Genomic DNA, 13227 nt, shown 5'->3' on the forward strand with positions numbered 1-13227 from the left:
AGGCAAGAGTCTTAATTCCTGACTCTTGCCTCTTGATTCTCAACGGCCGTTACTATCTCGAGCCCATTCCCAGCTTTTTCTCGTAATCCTTAAGCTGTGCGCTGAATTTGGTGTTAAGATCTGTTTGTTTATAGTTTTTGGTATACTCAGTTAATCCATTTAACATAGACATGGAGTATTGAATATCGCGGCTGTCAATACTTACTTCGCCACTTTGCAAAAGCGTGTAATTATAAGCTAACAGGTTGGTTACGTAATCATCAACCAGGTTTGCCAGTTTATTTCCCAGCTGTACTTCGCCAACGCGATAAGCTGTCTCTATCAAATAATACTTACGTATTGCTATCTCAGTATTAGGAATGTTATCAGGCATAACCTCGTCATATTTTTTGAAGACATTTCTTGCCATATCAGGATGTCCCTCTTTAAGCAGGTTATCGGCAAGGGTTGAATAAAGCCTTGAAATTAAAGGGTAAAACATGGTGTTTGACTCATGATCAAGATAGCTGGCATTTTTCATGTTACCCCATTTATATTGCGTCATCATGTTGTGATACATTACCGGTGTATTGGTAACTTCGGCCTGGCCCGCGGTGGTATCGGGCTTTAATGGAAGCAAACGATTAGCAAAGCCTTCACTGTATAAATATTTACCAAGTCCAATCAGGTTTTCATCGGGTACGGTTGTGGCAAAATAAATTGGTCTTTTCCAGTTATTGTGAGCCAGGATATCCATCATAGCTAAAACATCCTTAGTAACATATTTACCATTAAAAGTCCAGTCCATTTCTGGCGTAATTTTGTCCTTTTGGCTGGCAGATACGGTTTGAGTTTTTACCACGTCATCAGCATTAACCGTTAACTTAAAGTTCTTGGTTGGCAGGTAATTACCCATATCGCCATTGCCATACTCTGTCATCGCAGCTTTATTATCCGATGTGATGAAATCAAATACTTCTTTCAGTTCTACAGAGCCGGGTAATTTTTGGTCGTTAAAATAAATTACATCACGTACACCCGGTTTAAATTTATCATAAGGCATGCTGATAGGCAATGGCTCAGATTGGTTCATTTTGTTTTTCATCCCGCGGATGTACCAATCGGTACCCAGCAGGCTTAAGTTTACAATACGTACATCGGGCCTTACATTTTCAACCTCCTGGATGTACCATAGGGGATAGGTATCATTATCGGCATAAGTAAACAAAATGGCATTGGGCGCGCATGAGTTAAGGTAATTGTAAGCCATATCATGCGGCGTAAGCTTGGTTGAGCGGTTATGATCATCCCATTCCTGGTTGGCCATTAACACAGGGGCTCCCAATAAACATACCACGGTGGCAATAATGCCGCTGGTTTTCGCATTCAATTTTTTACTAAGCAAGTCGGCAATTCCCATAACACCCAGCCCAATCCAAATGGCAAACGCGTAAAACGAGCCCGCATAGGCATAGTCACGCTCGCGTGGCTGCAACGGATCCTGGTTTAGGTATAAAACAATAGCTAAGCCGGTAAAAAAGAATAGTACACCTACAACGCCCGCATTCTTCTGGTCGCGTTTAAAATGAAAGAACAAACCTGCCAGGCCTATGATAAGGGGCAGAAAGAATAAGCGGTTATAACTTTTGCTTTTGGTAACCGCATCGGGCAGTTGTTTGTTAAAATTCCAGCCGCTTATCCAGTTGCCGTCGGCAGCGCTGTTGCTGGTTTGGCCATCCAGGTCATTGGTACGACCAACAAAGTTCCAAAGAAAATAACGGGTATACATTTGGTTAACCTGCCAGGTGCCAAAAAAGCCCAGGTTGGTTGCAAAAGTGGGCTTTTCGCCATCGGCTAATTTACTCCAGGCACGGTAAAACTGTGGATGACCAGCCTTATCGCTAAACATCCGCGGAAATATGGTGTTGCGATCATAAATGGTGGTTAGCTTTTTACCGGCAATTTCATATTTGGTTTTACCCCTGCGGTAAATTGTTGCGCCCTCGGTTTGGTCTGTTGGTGTTGAGTCAAAAAACTGGCCGTAAAGCAATGGCGTATCGCCATACTGATCGCGGTTTAAATACCCGTTAAGGGCGAAGGCATCCTGTGGGTCGCTGTTATTTAAATTGGGATCGGCTTTTGCCCTTACCACAATCATTACAAATGAACTATAACCAAACAAGATAAAGAGCAGGCAAACAAAAAAGCTATTAAGGGCGAAACGTTTTTCGCGTATTTTAACCACATACTCCAGCAGGAGTAAAACTAAGATGCCCACTATAGCGCCCAAATAACTGGCGCTAATTCCAAGTGCCAGGATAAAGCAAATGGCACAAGCGATGATTGCTGTATTTGATTGCTTAATGGTATAATATATTCCCGATACGATGGTTGCTACAAGCAAAACAAAAAACAGAACAGCACCGCTGCCGAAGCTCATTCCCAGGGTGTTTACAAAAAATAGATCGGAGAAGGCCGCTCCCTTTACAGTAAACTGTATAACTCCCCATAACACAAAAGCTACCGATACAATACCTGCAAAAAACGATAGTAAAGTGCCTTGTGTAGTGATGTTCTTTGCCTTACGGAAATAAATTACCAATGCTATAGCCGGTATTACCAACAGGTTTAAAAGGTGAATACCTATTGATAAGCCCATGATATAAGCAATAAATACAATCCATCTGTTAGCATGAGGTTCATCGGCGTGGGCTTCCCATTTTAATATGGCCCAAAAAACAATGGCTGTACACAAGGATGACTGTGCATAAACTTCAGACTCAACTGCCGAAAACCAGAAGGTATCAGACCAGGCATAAGCTAAAGCGCCAACCAGTCCCGAGCCTATTATAATGATCAAATGGGTGGGGTTAATATCTTCGGCTTTTTTAACCAGCATCTTTTTGGCAAGGGAGGTTACCGTCCAAAACAAGAACATAATAGTTGCCCCGCTGGCAATTGCCGATGCCATATTAGCCCAGTAGGCCACTTTGGTATTATCGCCCATAGATAGCAGCGTAAACACTTTGCCTATCATGGTGAACAATGGCGCTCCGGGCTGGTGGGCTACCTGCAAACGAAAGATACATGCAATAAATTCGCCGCAATCCCAAAAGCTGGATGATGGTTCAAGCGTTAAAATGTAGGTTAAAGTAGCGATAACAAAGGCTATCCAGCCAAAAATATTGTTGATCTTATTGTAGTTCATGTCAGGATATTTTCGATAGAAAAAGGTTTTATATAGCCGAAAGTAAGAAAAACTATCACGATGCTGAAACCAAAACCGCCTTATTAACACTTTTTAACGCATTTTGCGCTGTAAAACAGCGATATACATACTTTTTTAAAATTCTATTTTGAGAGTTAAAAAATCGTCTTATATTTGCATTCCTTTTCGGAGAGTAAAAACAAACCAAAGGAGATTGCCTGATAGTATAATGGTAGTACGACGGTTTTTGGTACCGTTTGTCTAGGTTCGAATCCTGGTCGGGCAACATTAAGATTTCGGATTTCGATTTTTTAATTTCGGATTTACTCCGGTTTAGAAAATTGAAATCCGAATTGTGTTTTAGGAGGTTACTAACGAAGTAGTTAAAGCTTATCATAATGGTAAGGAATTGAAATTAACTTAATCCGAAATCAAACATCCGAAATTCAAAATCAAGAAGAAATGCCCTTACAATTTAATCCGGTTAAATTATTTGCAGGTTCAGGCTCAAAAGAGTTGGCGCAAAAAATTGCTGAAGCTTACGGCCGCGATCTTGGCGATGTAGTGCTCTCGCGTTTTAGTGATGGTGAATTTCAACCACATTTTAATGAATCTGTTAGGGGATGCGATGTGTTCCTTATCCAATCAACCCACCAACCTACTGATAACCTGATGGAATTACTGATGATGATTGATGCCGCCCGTCGTGCATCGGCTCATTATGTAAACGCGGTTATCCCTTATTTTGGTTTGGCAAGGCAGGATAGGAAAGATAAACCCCGCGTTGCCATAAGTGCAAAGCTGGTTGCCAATTTATTGGTTGCCGCAGGGATTGACCGCATTATGACGATGGATTTGCACGCGGCACAGATACAGGGCTTTTTTGATATCCCTGTTGATCACCTTGATGCATCAATCATTTTTGTACCGTATATAAAAAGCCTGGGCTTAGGTAATTTAACCATTGCTTCGCCGGATATGGGTGGCTCATACAGGGCGCGCAGTTTCGCAAAGTTTTTTAATGCCGAAGTGGTTATTTGCGATAAACGCCGTAAACGTGCTAATGAAATTGAGTCCATGACACTGATAGGTGATGTAACCGATCAGGATATTGTGCTTATAGATGATATTTGCGATACTGCCGGTACATTGGCTAAAGCAGCAGGCCTGATCATGGAGCGTGGTGCACGCAGTGTACGCGCGGTTTGTACACACCCGGTATTATCAGGTAAAGCATATGAAACTATTGAAAATTCGGCTTTAACCGAATTGATAGTGACCGATACTATACCATTGAAACACCAAAGCCCTAAAATAAGGGTATTATCAACTGCCGAGCTTTTTGCGAAGGCAATAATCAACGTAAACGAACATGGCTCAATAAGCCAGTTGTTTAAGGTAGATTGAGATAGGCTTATGGTTCATTGTTGATGGTTCATAGAAGCGCCATCTACGCTGAACATTTAAAAACGAAAAAGAACTTATGGGGAAAAGGCCATGAACAATGATCTATGAACCATGAACTAACAATAAATAATAAAATAAAAAACAATGAAATCAATTGCTATTAGCGGTTCTCCAAGAGAGAACGTAGGGAAAAGAGACGCTAAAGAACTGCGTTACCAGGGCTTAGTGCCTGCAGTACTTTACGGTGGGCCAACTCAAACCCACTTTTCAGTGTCCGCAGCTGATTTGAGAGCCGTAGTTTACACTCCGGTTGTTCATTTCATCGATCTTGATGTTGCTGGTGTTAAATCACAGGCTATTATTAAAGATATGCAGTTTCACCCTTTAACTGAACAACTTATCCACATAGACTTTTTATTGCTTGACGAGAAAAAGCCTATCACTATCGAGATCCCTGTTAAATTAACCGGAACTTCTCCAGGTGTTAAAGTGGGTGGTAAATTAGTTCAAAAACTAAGGAAACTGCGCATCAAAGCATTACCTAAAGATCATTTAGATGCTATTGAAGTAAGCATCGAAAGCCTTGAAGTTGGTAAATCAGTTAAGGTTTCAGATTTGAAACTGGAAACATTGATTATTACCAATGCTGTAGAAGATACTATCGTATCAGTTACTACTTCACGTGCATTACGTCAGGCTGAGCAGGAAGCTGCTTCAGGTAAAAAATAATTTACCCTGATTAAAAAAAACGCGATAGGCTTACGCCCATCGCGTTTTTTTTTGACAAAAGATTTTTGGATCAAGGAGCAAGGATTTTTGATTGGTTAACAAGAGATAACCTATGAAATTTATTAATCAGGTACGTAGATGCATAACTTTAGGCAGTTAAGGATTTGGATTGATTCTGTTGAATTGACAAAGGATATTTATCTGCTAACGCAGAAATTTTCAAGTGAGCATAGATTTGGTATTTCGAGTCAATTATATAGGGTGGCTGTTTCTATTCCATCAAATATCGCAGAGGGTTCGGCAAGAAAGTCAACGAAGGATTTTAGTCATTTTTTATCAATGAGCCTTGGTTCGGCATTTGAATTGGAAACCCAATTAATCATTGCCGAACAATGTAACTTAACTACAGATGCCGAGTATCAAAATTTGATTAATCGGGTTCAATCCCTGCAAAAGCAAATCAAAGCATTTTCAAATACTATTGCTTCATAATTGTCTTCTTACACTGTAATGCAGTTACTTTGATCTATAAATCTTTTATCCTTAATCTAAAAAGTCCTAAATCCATAAATCCTTTATCTTTGCTCCCAAAATCTTTGCTCCGCAAAAAATGAAATATCTAATTGTTGGTTTAGGAAATATAGGGCCGGAGTATGCTGATACCCGGCATAACATAGGGTTTATGGTGTTGGATGAATTAGCTAAACAGGAAGGGGCTAAATTTTATCATATGCGTCTGGCGTATTACAGCGAGGTATCATTCAAAGGCCGTACGCTGCATTTAATAAAACCAACAACCTATATGAACCTGAGTGGCAAGGCAATGAACCACTGGATGCAGGATTTGAAGATTCCGTTGGAGAATGTTTTGGTGATCGTGGATGATATTGCTTTACCATTAGGTACTTTGCGTTTAAAACCCAAGGGCAGCGCCGCCGGTCACAACGGGTTGAAGCATATTGAAGCTACCGTTGGGCACAATAATTATGCTCGCTTACGCTTTGGCGTTGGCGATAATTACCCCAAAGGCCGCCAGGTTGATTATGTGCTGAGTGGCTTTGATGATGATGAAAAGCCAGAACTGCCCGCTTTAATAGACCGGTCTATAGAAATGATCAAAAGTTTCGCAACTATTGGTACCGAATTAACCATGACCAGGTTCAATAAATAATTCTTTTCCGCTGTAAACTAAGTGATTAGTTAAAAAATGTTAAATACTTTCCGGTTTTTGCAACGACGGCGTATCTTGTAGCGTCTTATTACCTAAATGCCTTATGAATGAAACATTTTTTACTAACCTTAATTTGCTGTTATATCTCTATACTGGCAATAGCACAAGCACCAAATACAGCCAACGTAACTATTAAAGGCGTAGTTATCGACTCTGCCGTTAATAAGCCATTAGGTTATGTTACCGTTATGTTGCAGGATGCCGGTACAAAGGCATCAGTAAAAAGCACACTTACCAAAAATGATGGCAGCTTTGAGCTGAATGCGCCTGATGGCAAAACCTACCAGTTAGCTGTTGCTTCCATAGGTCTTGCTTCTAAAGTCTTACCTGTAAAACATGGAGGAACCGTATTTGATGCAGGTAAAATTTACATGTCGGCTTCCAGCAAACAACTGAACGAGGTAAGCATTACTGCCGTAAGGCCCGTGATGAAACAGGAGGTTGACCGCCTGAGCTATGATGTACAGGCCGACCCTGAGAGTAAGGCGATATCTGCTTTGGATATGATGCGTAAGGTTCCTTTGCTCTCTGTTGATGGTGATGATAAGATCAAACTAAAGGGAAGCGGGAACTATAAGATATTGATCAACGGCAAAGAATCGGCTTTGATGGCCAAAAATCCATCGGATGTGTTAAAATCTATGCCGGCCACCAATATCGAAAAGATTGAGGTAATCACCACACCACCGGCTAAATATGATGCGGAGGGTTTATCAGGTATCATCAATATCATCACCAAAAAAAATGCCGACCAGGGTTATAACGGCAGCATCAATTCGCGCTATAACAGCATCTGGGGACCCGGTTTTAATCTAAACGGAACAGTAAAACAGGGTAAATTTGGCCTGGCAGGCTATGCCGGTTTTGGCCATCAAAACTTAAATAATAATTACTTTACCAACACACAGAATCAGTTTGCTCAAAATACCACCATATTACAAAAAGGTACAGGTACATTTGGGGGCAATTATCGTTACGGCGATTTTGAGCTAAGCTACGAGATAGATTCCCTTAACCTGCTCACCGGCTCTGTTGAAATTTTCCAGGGAGAGTTTGTACAGGACAATGACCTCATATCGGCCCAAACTAACCGGAACGCGGCTTTAACACAAGGCTACCACCAGTTAACCGATGGCTATAACCATGACCGGGGATTTGATGCTGCCCTTAATTACCAGATAGGTTTTAAAAAGCATAAAGACGAGCTGCTTACGCTCTCTTATAAATATAGTTATTCGCCCGGTACCCAGTTTGCTGATAATCTTTTTACAGACAGGGTTAATTATGGCCAGCAGATACAGCCCGATTTCAAGCAGTATAACAAGGCTGGTAATAAAGAGCATACACTTCAGTTGGATTATGCTTACCCGCTTAAAACTATCAGCATTGAAACCGGTGCAAAAGCCATTCTCCGCAAAAACTTCAGCGATTTCAGGCGCGAAGACCGCGACTCGGTTACTAATGATTATTTAGTTAATACCGGCCAGACTAACGTATTTGATTATCAGCAAAATGTTTACAGCGTATATAATTCGTACCAATTAAAATTCAGCAAGTGGACTGGTAAAGGCGGCTTAAGATTGGAGCATACACAGGTGAGCGCCGATTTTTCGGGAACACCCCTTGATAAAGGATATAATAACCTGATCCCTTCAGTTTCAATTCAAAGAAGCTTAAAAAGCAGTAGCATAAGTTTGGGCTTTACACAACGTATTCAACGCCCTGGCATATACCAGCTGAATCCGTTTATAGATAGATCGAACCCTAAATTTCTTAATACCGGTAATCCCGATCTGAGTCCGGAGCTTAACAATACGTTTGAGCTTACGTATAGTAATTTTTCAAAAGGTTCCATTAATGCGAGCTTAAGCTATGCGTTTTCAAACAATGCCATACAAAATGTAACCAGCATAAGTATTGATAGTACGGCAAATGGCAAGCGCGACACGGTTACTACTACTACTTATCAAAACTTAGGCAGTAACCGCAGCCTGGGTTTAAATATCAACACTAATTATTCTATCACAAAAAGGTTCACTATCAATTTAAATGCCCGTTTAACACATGTTTGGTTAAAGGGAACTTACAATGGGCAATTTTACAAAAATGATGGATATACGGGTAATGCCTTTGCCAACCTTGCTTATAAGTTTGATAGCGGCTACCGTTTTGGTATTGATGCCGGGTATTTTAGCGGCGATGTAACGCTGCAGGGTAAAAACGGGCATGGCATATTTTCATCATATGTAGTAGGCAAAGAGTTTCTTAAAAAAACACTTACCATATCATTGGTAGCAAACAATCCCTACAGTAAATACCGCATATATAAATCATACACTAACACGCCCGCTTTTTCACAATCATCGGTTTACCAAAACCCTTACCGCAATTTTGCTATCAGGGTTAACTACAAATTTGGTAAGCTTAGCAGCGATATTAAAAAGAACCAGCGCGGTATAAATAACGATGACACCAAAGGTGGGGGTAAAAGTAGTTCCACAAATCAGTAGATTTGCGGCATGAAAGTTTACGGAATTACCAATTGCAATACAGTAAAAAAGGCGCTCGACTGGCTGAAGGCTAATCATGTTGATTACGATTTCCAGGATTTTAAAAAGTTGGGCTTAAGCACAGAAAAATTGCAGGAATGGGATAGCAAAGCAGGCTACGAAAAATTTATGAACAAACAGGGCCTCACCTGGAAACAGCTTGATCCTGAAGTAAAAGAAAGCGTGAAAACCAATACGGATGCTTTAAAATTACTGCAACAAAAAACCAGCATGATTAAAAGACCGGTTATTGAAGACAATGGCTTCCTGTTTTTTGGCTTTGATGAAAAGGTGTATGAAGAACACTTTTTGAAGATGTAGAATGCTAGGCTGACGATTACAGATCCTCAAAGAATACAACTGGCAATTTTTCTAAATTTAAAGTTTGAGCATAGGACCTGCTGTCAAAACGTATTCCCCAAAAATGTGGCGGCATATTCAATCCATTTTTCAGCTTTCTGCATTTTTTGTTTAGGAAATTAGAAATGCCTCCTTTCTGTTTAGGGATTCGCTCGATAAATGGTTCGTATTGTTTATCAAAACAATTTAAATAATATTTAGGGTGGTTGTTTTCGAAAACGACAAATTCCCCATATGTCATATCTTCCAGAGAATATATGTTTTTGCGACCGAACAAAGTATAGATTGGGGTTATCCGAAAGCTGACTTTTTCAAAATTACTGTCGGATTGCATTTTGCTCATTTTCCATCGCACATTTAGATAAAATTTAACGGACGCTCAAATATATGGATGGGTTTTTATTTAATGGTATGGGAAGTAATCAAATCTGCCTGATCAATAGGTCATTTGTAATATTTTTACCGGACATCAAAGGTGCATGAAAAGTGTTTCAAAGGTATTGCTAAAGGTAGCCAAAGGATAGTAAAAGATGTATGAAAGGTACATCATCGGTACGGGTAAAAAAGCAAGGTAAATTCTCTCTTTTTAGGTATGGCCAACATGGCTGCCAATTTATCAATCAATTAAATCTATCTGATTAGTAGGTTATTATAAAGTAAATCAATAATTCAATAAATCATTAACTCGATCCTTAATATTCGCGTAACAATCATTTTACTAGGGTAGTAAAAACGGTTTTTTTAGTATACTTGCTTTGTATTCTAAAAAATTGACTGAAATGAATTTAAAACTGATGGCCGGTTTAAGCATGGCCTGTGTGCTTGCATTTACGGCAGGTAACGCGCAGCAAACCGCAACTCCAGCACCAACAACCTCCCCGGCTTCTGATTACAATTATCACGAAACTTTCGGCCCCCCTTTCTACACTAAAAATGGTACAGAGTTCCGGGCGGCCGATGGCCAGCCGGGCCCTAAATACTGGCAAAACCGTGCTGATTATACTTTAGCCGCTACCTTGAATGATCAAAGTAATGAAATTACCGGATCGGAAGTTTTAACGTATACCAATAACAGTCCGCAAAACCTGGGCTTTTTGTGGATGCAGCTTGATCAAAATCTGTTTAAGTTAGATTCACGCGGTACCGCGATAGTACCACCTACAGGTAGCCGTAATTGGGGCCGTGGCGAAGCGTTTGAGGCAGGTTATAAAATTAAATCTGTAAAATACGTAGATGCCAAAGGCATTTCGACCGATATTAAATTTTTGATTAGCGATACCCGTATGCAGGTTTTTTTGCCTAAACAGGTAACTGCTAACGGAGGCGTTGCAAAACTAAAAATTGAGTACTCATTTGTATCTCCAAATTACGGATCAGACCGTATGGGTTACCTTGATGATAAAGCTTCTAAAAATGGAAAGATCTATACCGTTGCACAATGGTACCCACGCATGTGTGTGTATGACGAGATATTAGGATGGAACACGCAGCCATATACCGGTCCGGGTGAATTTTACCTGGAGTATGGTGATTTTGACTTAAGCATCACTGCACCGTCAAATCATATTGTAGTGGCATCTGGCGAGTTACTGAATCCAACAGAAGTATATACTCCACAACAGCAAAAACGTTGGGCACAGGCCGCGCAAAGCGAAAAAACAGTAGTGATCCGCTCTGCAGCTGAGGTTACGGAAGCTTCATCGCGCCCGGCAGGTAAATCTACCCTTACCTGGCACTTTAAAATTAAAAATGCAAGGGACGCTTCCTGGGCTTCATCTGCAGCATTTATTGTTGATGCAGCCAAGATGGATTTGCCAAGCGGTAAAAAATCAATCGCTATTTCTGCTTACCCTATTGAAAGTGATGGTACCGATGCCTGGGCACGTTCAACCGAGTATGTTAAAAAATCAATTGAGTACAATTCATCAAAATGGTTTGAGTTTCCTTACCCTGCTGCTACAGCCGTTGCCGGTATAGTTGGTGGTATGGAATACCCTGGTATTGTTTTTTGCGGATACAAAGCAAAAAAAGGTGGTTTGTGGGGTGTTAACGACCATGAGTTTGGTCATACCTGGTTCCCGATGATCGTGGGATCAAATGAGCGTTTATATGGCTGGATGGATGAAGGTTTTAACACTTTTATCAATACACTTTCAACAGCTGATTTTAATAACGGCGAGTACAACCGTAAACCTGGTGATATGCACAAAATTGGCGCTAATTTTACAAGACCTGATCTTGAGCCAATGATGAGCCAGCCAGCCAATCTTAAAGAAAAAAATACAGGTACTTTGTTATATTCAAAACCAAGTGCTGGTCTTGTTTTGCTTCGCGAGCAGATCTTAGGCGCTGAGCGTTTTGATTTTGCTTTTAAAACTTACATCAACCGTTGGGCATTTAAACATCCAACACCAGATGATTTCTTCCGTACTATTGAAAATGCCTCTGGCGAAAGTTTACAATGGTTTTGGAGGGGATGGTTCCAGAATGACTGGCGTTTGGATGTTGCCGTAAGTGATGTTAAATATGTTGATAACGACGCTTCAAAAGGCGCTATGATCACTATTGATAACCTTGGAAAAATGGCTATGCCGGTTATATTGGAAATAAAAACCAAAAGCGGTAAAACAGACAGGATGAAATTACCTGTTGAAGTTTGGGAACGTAATGCTACCTGGACATTCAAATATCCATCAACAGAAGAAATTGAATCTGTTACCTATGACCCGGACAAAGTATTACCGGATTACAACCCGGACAATAACGTTTGGACAAAGAAATAATGAAATACAAAAACCCGGTGAACGCCGGGTTTTTTGTTGAAATGAGTTTACGTTGACAAACAATTTAACGCTAAACCGTTTTTTTTAAATAATAAAACTTCTATTTATGAAAGATAAAGTATGGTTAATAACAGGTTGCTCTACCGGTTTTGGCCGCGAACTGGCGCAGCTTGTTTTAAAATCGGGGTATAAGGTCGGCGTGCCTCGCGCAGTACCGCTGACGTAAAAGATATTGTTGACAATTATCCGGATACAGCTATTGCCTTGAAACTGGATGTTACCAAAACAGACGAAGTATCATCGGCTGTAAAAGAAATTAAAGATAAGTTTGGTAAAATAGATGTGTTGGTTAACAATGCCGGCATCGGTTATTTTGGCGCAATTGAAGAAAGCGAAGAGGATGAAGTACGCCGCATGTTCGAGATTAATTTTGGGGGATTGGCGGCTATGATCAGGGCCGTTTTACCATTGATGCGTGCACAGCATAGTGGGCATATCTTAAATGTGGCATCTATTGGAGGACTGGTTGGCTTCCCGGCGGTTGGCTTTTATAACGCTACTAAGTTTGCGGTGGATGGTTATTCCGAGTCATTATCTAAAGAAACCGCCCATTTAGGTATTAAGGTCACCGTAATTGTCCCGAGTGGCTTCCGTACCGACTGGGCTGGCCGGTCTGCTAATAACAGTAAAATTGTGATTGATGATTACAAAGAATCTGCCGGGGCGAATAGGGATACCATCCGCGGCTATAGCGGTAAACAACCCGGCGACCCACAACGCGCGGCTAAAGCTATTATCAAGGCTGTAGAAAGCGACAACCCTCCACTGCGTTTGCTCTTGGGTAAGGCTGCTTTAAAAGGCGCCCGTAACAAATTGGAATTGCTTAAAAGAGATTTTGATGCCTGGGAGGAAACAACTACATGTGCTGATTTCCCGGAAGGGCAATAACGATGTGAAATTGAAATAAAGACCGTCCTGCCT

General features: G+C 40.7%; 10 protein-coding genes and 1 tRNA gene. 9 read left to right on the forward strand and 2 right to left on the reverse strand.

The features are described from left to right. Positions 1-52 precede the first annotated feature (52 nt). Positions 53-3187: a glycosyltransferase family 117 protein gene (locus AC1DYB_RS04785; RefSeq protein WP_477432935.1), complete on the reverse strand. Its 3135-nt coding sequence runs from the start codon at positions 3185-3187 to the stop codon at positions 53-55. A gap of 215 nt (positions 3188-3402) precedes the next feature. Between AC1DYB_RS04785 and AC1DYB_RS04790 the strand changes: the two genes are divergently transcribed. The 7 genes from AC1DYB_RS04790 (at position 3403) to AC1DYB_RS04820 (ending at position 9424) form a co-directional block, all read left to right on the forward strand. After that, positions 3403-3473: transfer RNA gene (locus tag AC1DYB_RS04790), tRNA-Gln, on the forward strand. A gap of 176 nt (positions 3474-3649) precedes the next feature. Next, positions 3650-4594, forward strand: coding sequence for a ribose-phosphate pyrophosphokinase (locus AC1DYB_RS04795; protein ID WP_295716689.1), 945 nt, complete (start codon positions 3650-3652; stop codon positions 4592-4594). Between the two features lie 144 nt (positions 4595-4738). After that, the gene (locus tag AC1DYB_RS04800) at positions 4739-5323 is read left to right on the forward strand and encodes a 50S ribosomal protein L25/general stress protein Ctc (RefSeq protein ID WP_295716690.1); all 585 of its coding nucleotides are present in this window, start codon (positions 4739-4741) and stop codon (positions 5321-5323) included. A gap of 138 nt (positions 5324-5461) precedes the next feature. After that, the gene (locus AC1DYB_RS04805) at positions 5462-5815 is read left to right on the forward strand and encodes a four helix bundle protein (RefSeq protein WP_477432937.1); all 354 of its coding nucleotides are present in this window, start codon (positions 5462-5464) and stop codon (positions 5813-5815) included. A gap of 118 nt (positions 5816-5933) precedes the next feature. Continuing rightward, positions 5934-6494, forward strand: coding sequence for an aminoacyl-tRNA hydrolase (gene pth / locus AC1DYB_RS04810; RefSeq protein ID WP_477393301.1), 561 nt, complete (start codon positions 5934-5936; stop codon positions 6492-6494). Between the two features lie 107 nt (positions 6495-6601). Next, the gene (locus AC1DYB_RS04815; protein WP_477432939.1) at positions 6602-9064 is read left to right on the forward strand and encodes a TonB-dependent receptor; all 2463 of its coding nucleotides are present in this window, start codon (positions 6602-6604) and stop codon (positions 9062-9064) included. A gap of 9 nt (positions 9065-9073) precedes the next feature. Continuing rightward, the gene (locus AC1DYB_RS04820) at positions 9074-9424 is read left to right on the forward strand and encodes a Spx/MgsR family RNA polymerase-binding regulatory protein (protein WP_477432941.1); all 351 of its coding nucleotides are present in this window, start codon (positions 9074-9076) and stop codon (positions 9422-9424) included. Between the two features lie 16 nt (positions 9425-9440). Here AC1DYB_RS04820 and AC1DYB_RS04825 read toward each other — a convergent pair whose 3' ends face one another. Beyond that, a complete protein-coding gene (locus AC1DYB_RS04825; protein WP_477432943.1) occupies positions 9441-9806 on the reverse strand; it encodes a hypothetical protein in 366 nt (121 codons plus the stop codon). Positions 9807-10242: 436 nt separating this feature from the next. Here AC1DYB_RS04825 and AC1DYB_RS04830 point away from each other — a divergent pair, with 436 nt between their 5' ends. Both AC1DYB_RS04830 and AC1DYB_RS04835 read left to right on the forward strand, forming a co-directional pair. Further along, entirely contained in the window at positions 10243-12246 is a 2004-nt protein-coding gene (locus tag AC1DYB_RS04830) for a M1 family metallopeptidase (protein ID WP_477432945.1), read from the forward strand. A gap of 264 nt (positions 12247-12510) precedes the next feature. Next, positions 12511-13194 (forward strand): oxidoreductase, encoded by a 684-nt coding sequence (locus AC1DYB_RS04835; RefSeq protein WP_477432947.1) that lies wholly within the window; start codon positions 12511-12513, stop codon positions 13192-13194. Positions 13195-13227 lie beyond the last annotated feature (33 nt).

This window comes from Mucilaginibacter sp. P2_A4 (assembly GCF_056405015.1).

Excerpts from the sequence above, each read along its gene's own strand:
- AC1DYB_RS04785 (WP_477432935.1), bottom strand. The coding sequence starts at position 3,187 with ATGAACTACAATAAGATCAACAATATTTTTGGCTGGATAGCCTTTGTT.
- AC1DYB_RS04795 (WP_295716689.1), top strand. The coding sequence starts at position 3,650 with ATGCCCTTACAATTTAATCCGGTTAAATTATTTGCAGGTTCAGGCTCA.
- AC1DYB_RS04800 (WP_295716690.1), top strand. The coding sequence starts at position 4,739 with ATGAAATCAATTGCTATTAGCGGTTCTCCAAGAGAGAACGTAGGGAAA.
- AC1DYB_RS04805 (WP_477432937.1), top strand. The coding sequence starts at position 5,462 with ATGCATAACTTTAGGCAGTTAAGGATTTGGATTGATTCTGTTGAATTG.
- pth (WP_477393301.1), top strand. The coding sequence starts at position 5,934 with ATGAAATATCTAATTGTTGGTTTAGGAAATATAGGGCCGGAGTATGCT.
- AC1DYB_RS04815 (WP_477432939.1), top strand. The coding sequence starts at position 6,602 with ATGAAACATTTTTTACTAACCTTAATTTGCTGTTATATCTCTATACTG.
- AC1DYB_RS04820 (WP_477432941.1), top strand. The coding sequence starts at position 9,074 with ATGAAAGTTTACGGAATTACCAATTGCAATACAGTAAAAAAGGCGCTC.
- AC1DYB_RS04825 (WP_477432943.1), bottom strand. The coding sequence starts at position 9,806 with ATGAGCAAAATGCAATCCGACAGTAATTTTGAAAAAGTCAGCTTTCGG.
- AC1DYB_RS04830 (WP_477432945.1), top strand. The coding sequence starts at position 10,243 with ATGAATTTAAAACTGATGGCCGGTTTAAGCATGGCCTGTGTGCTTGCA.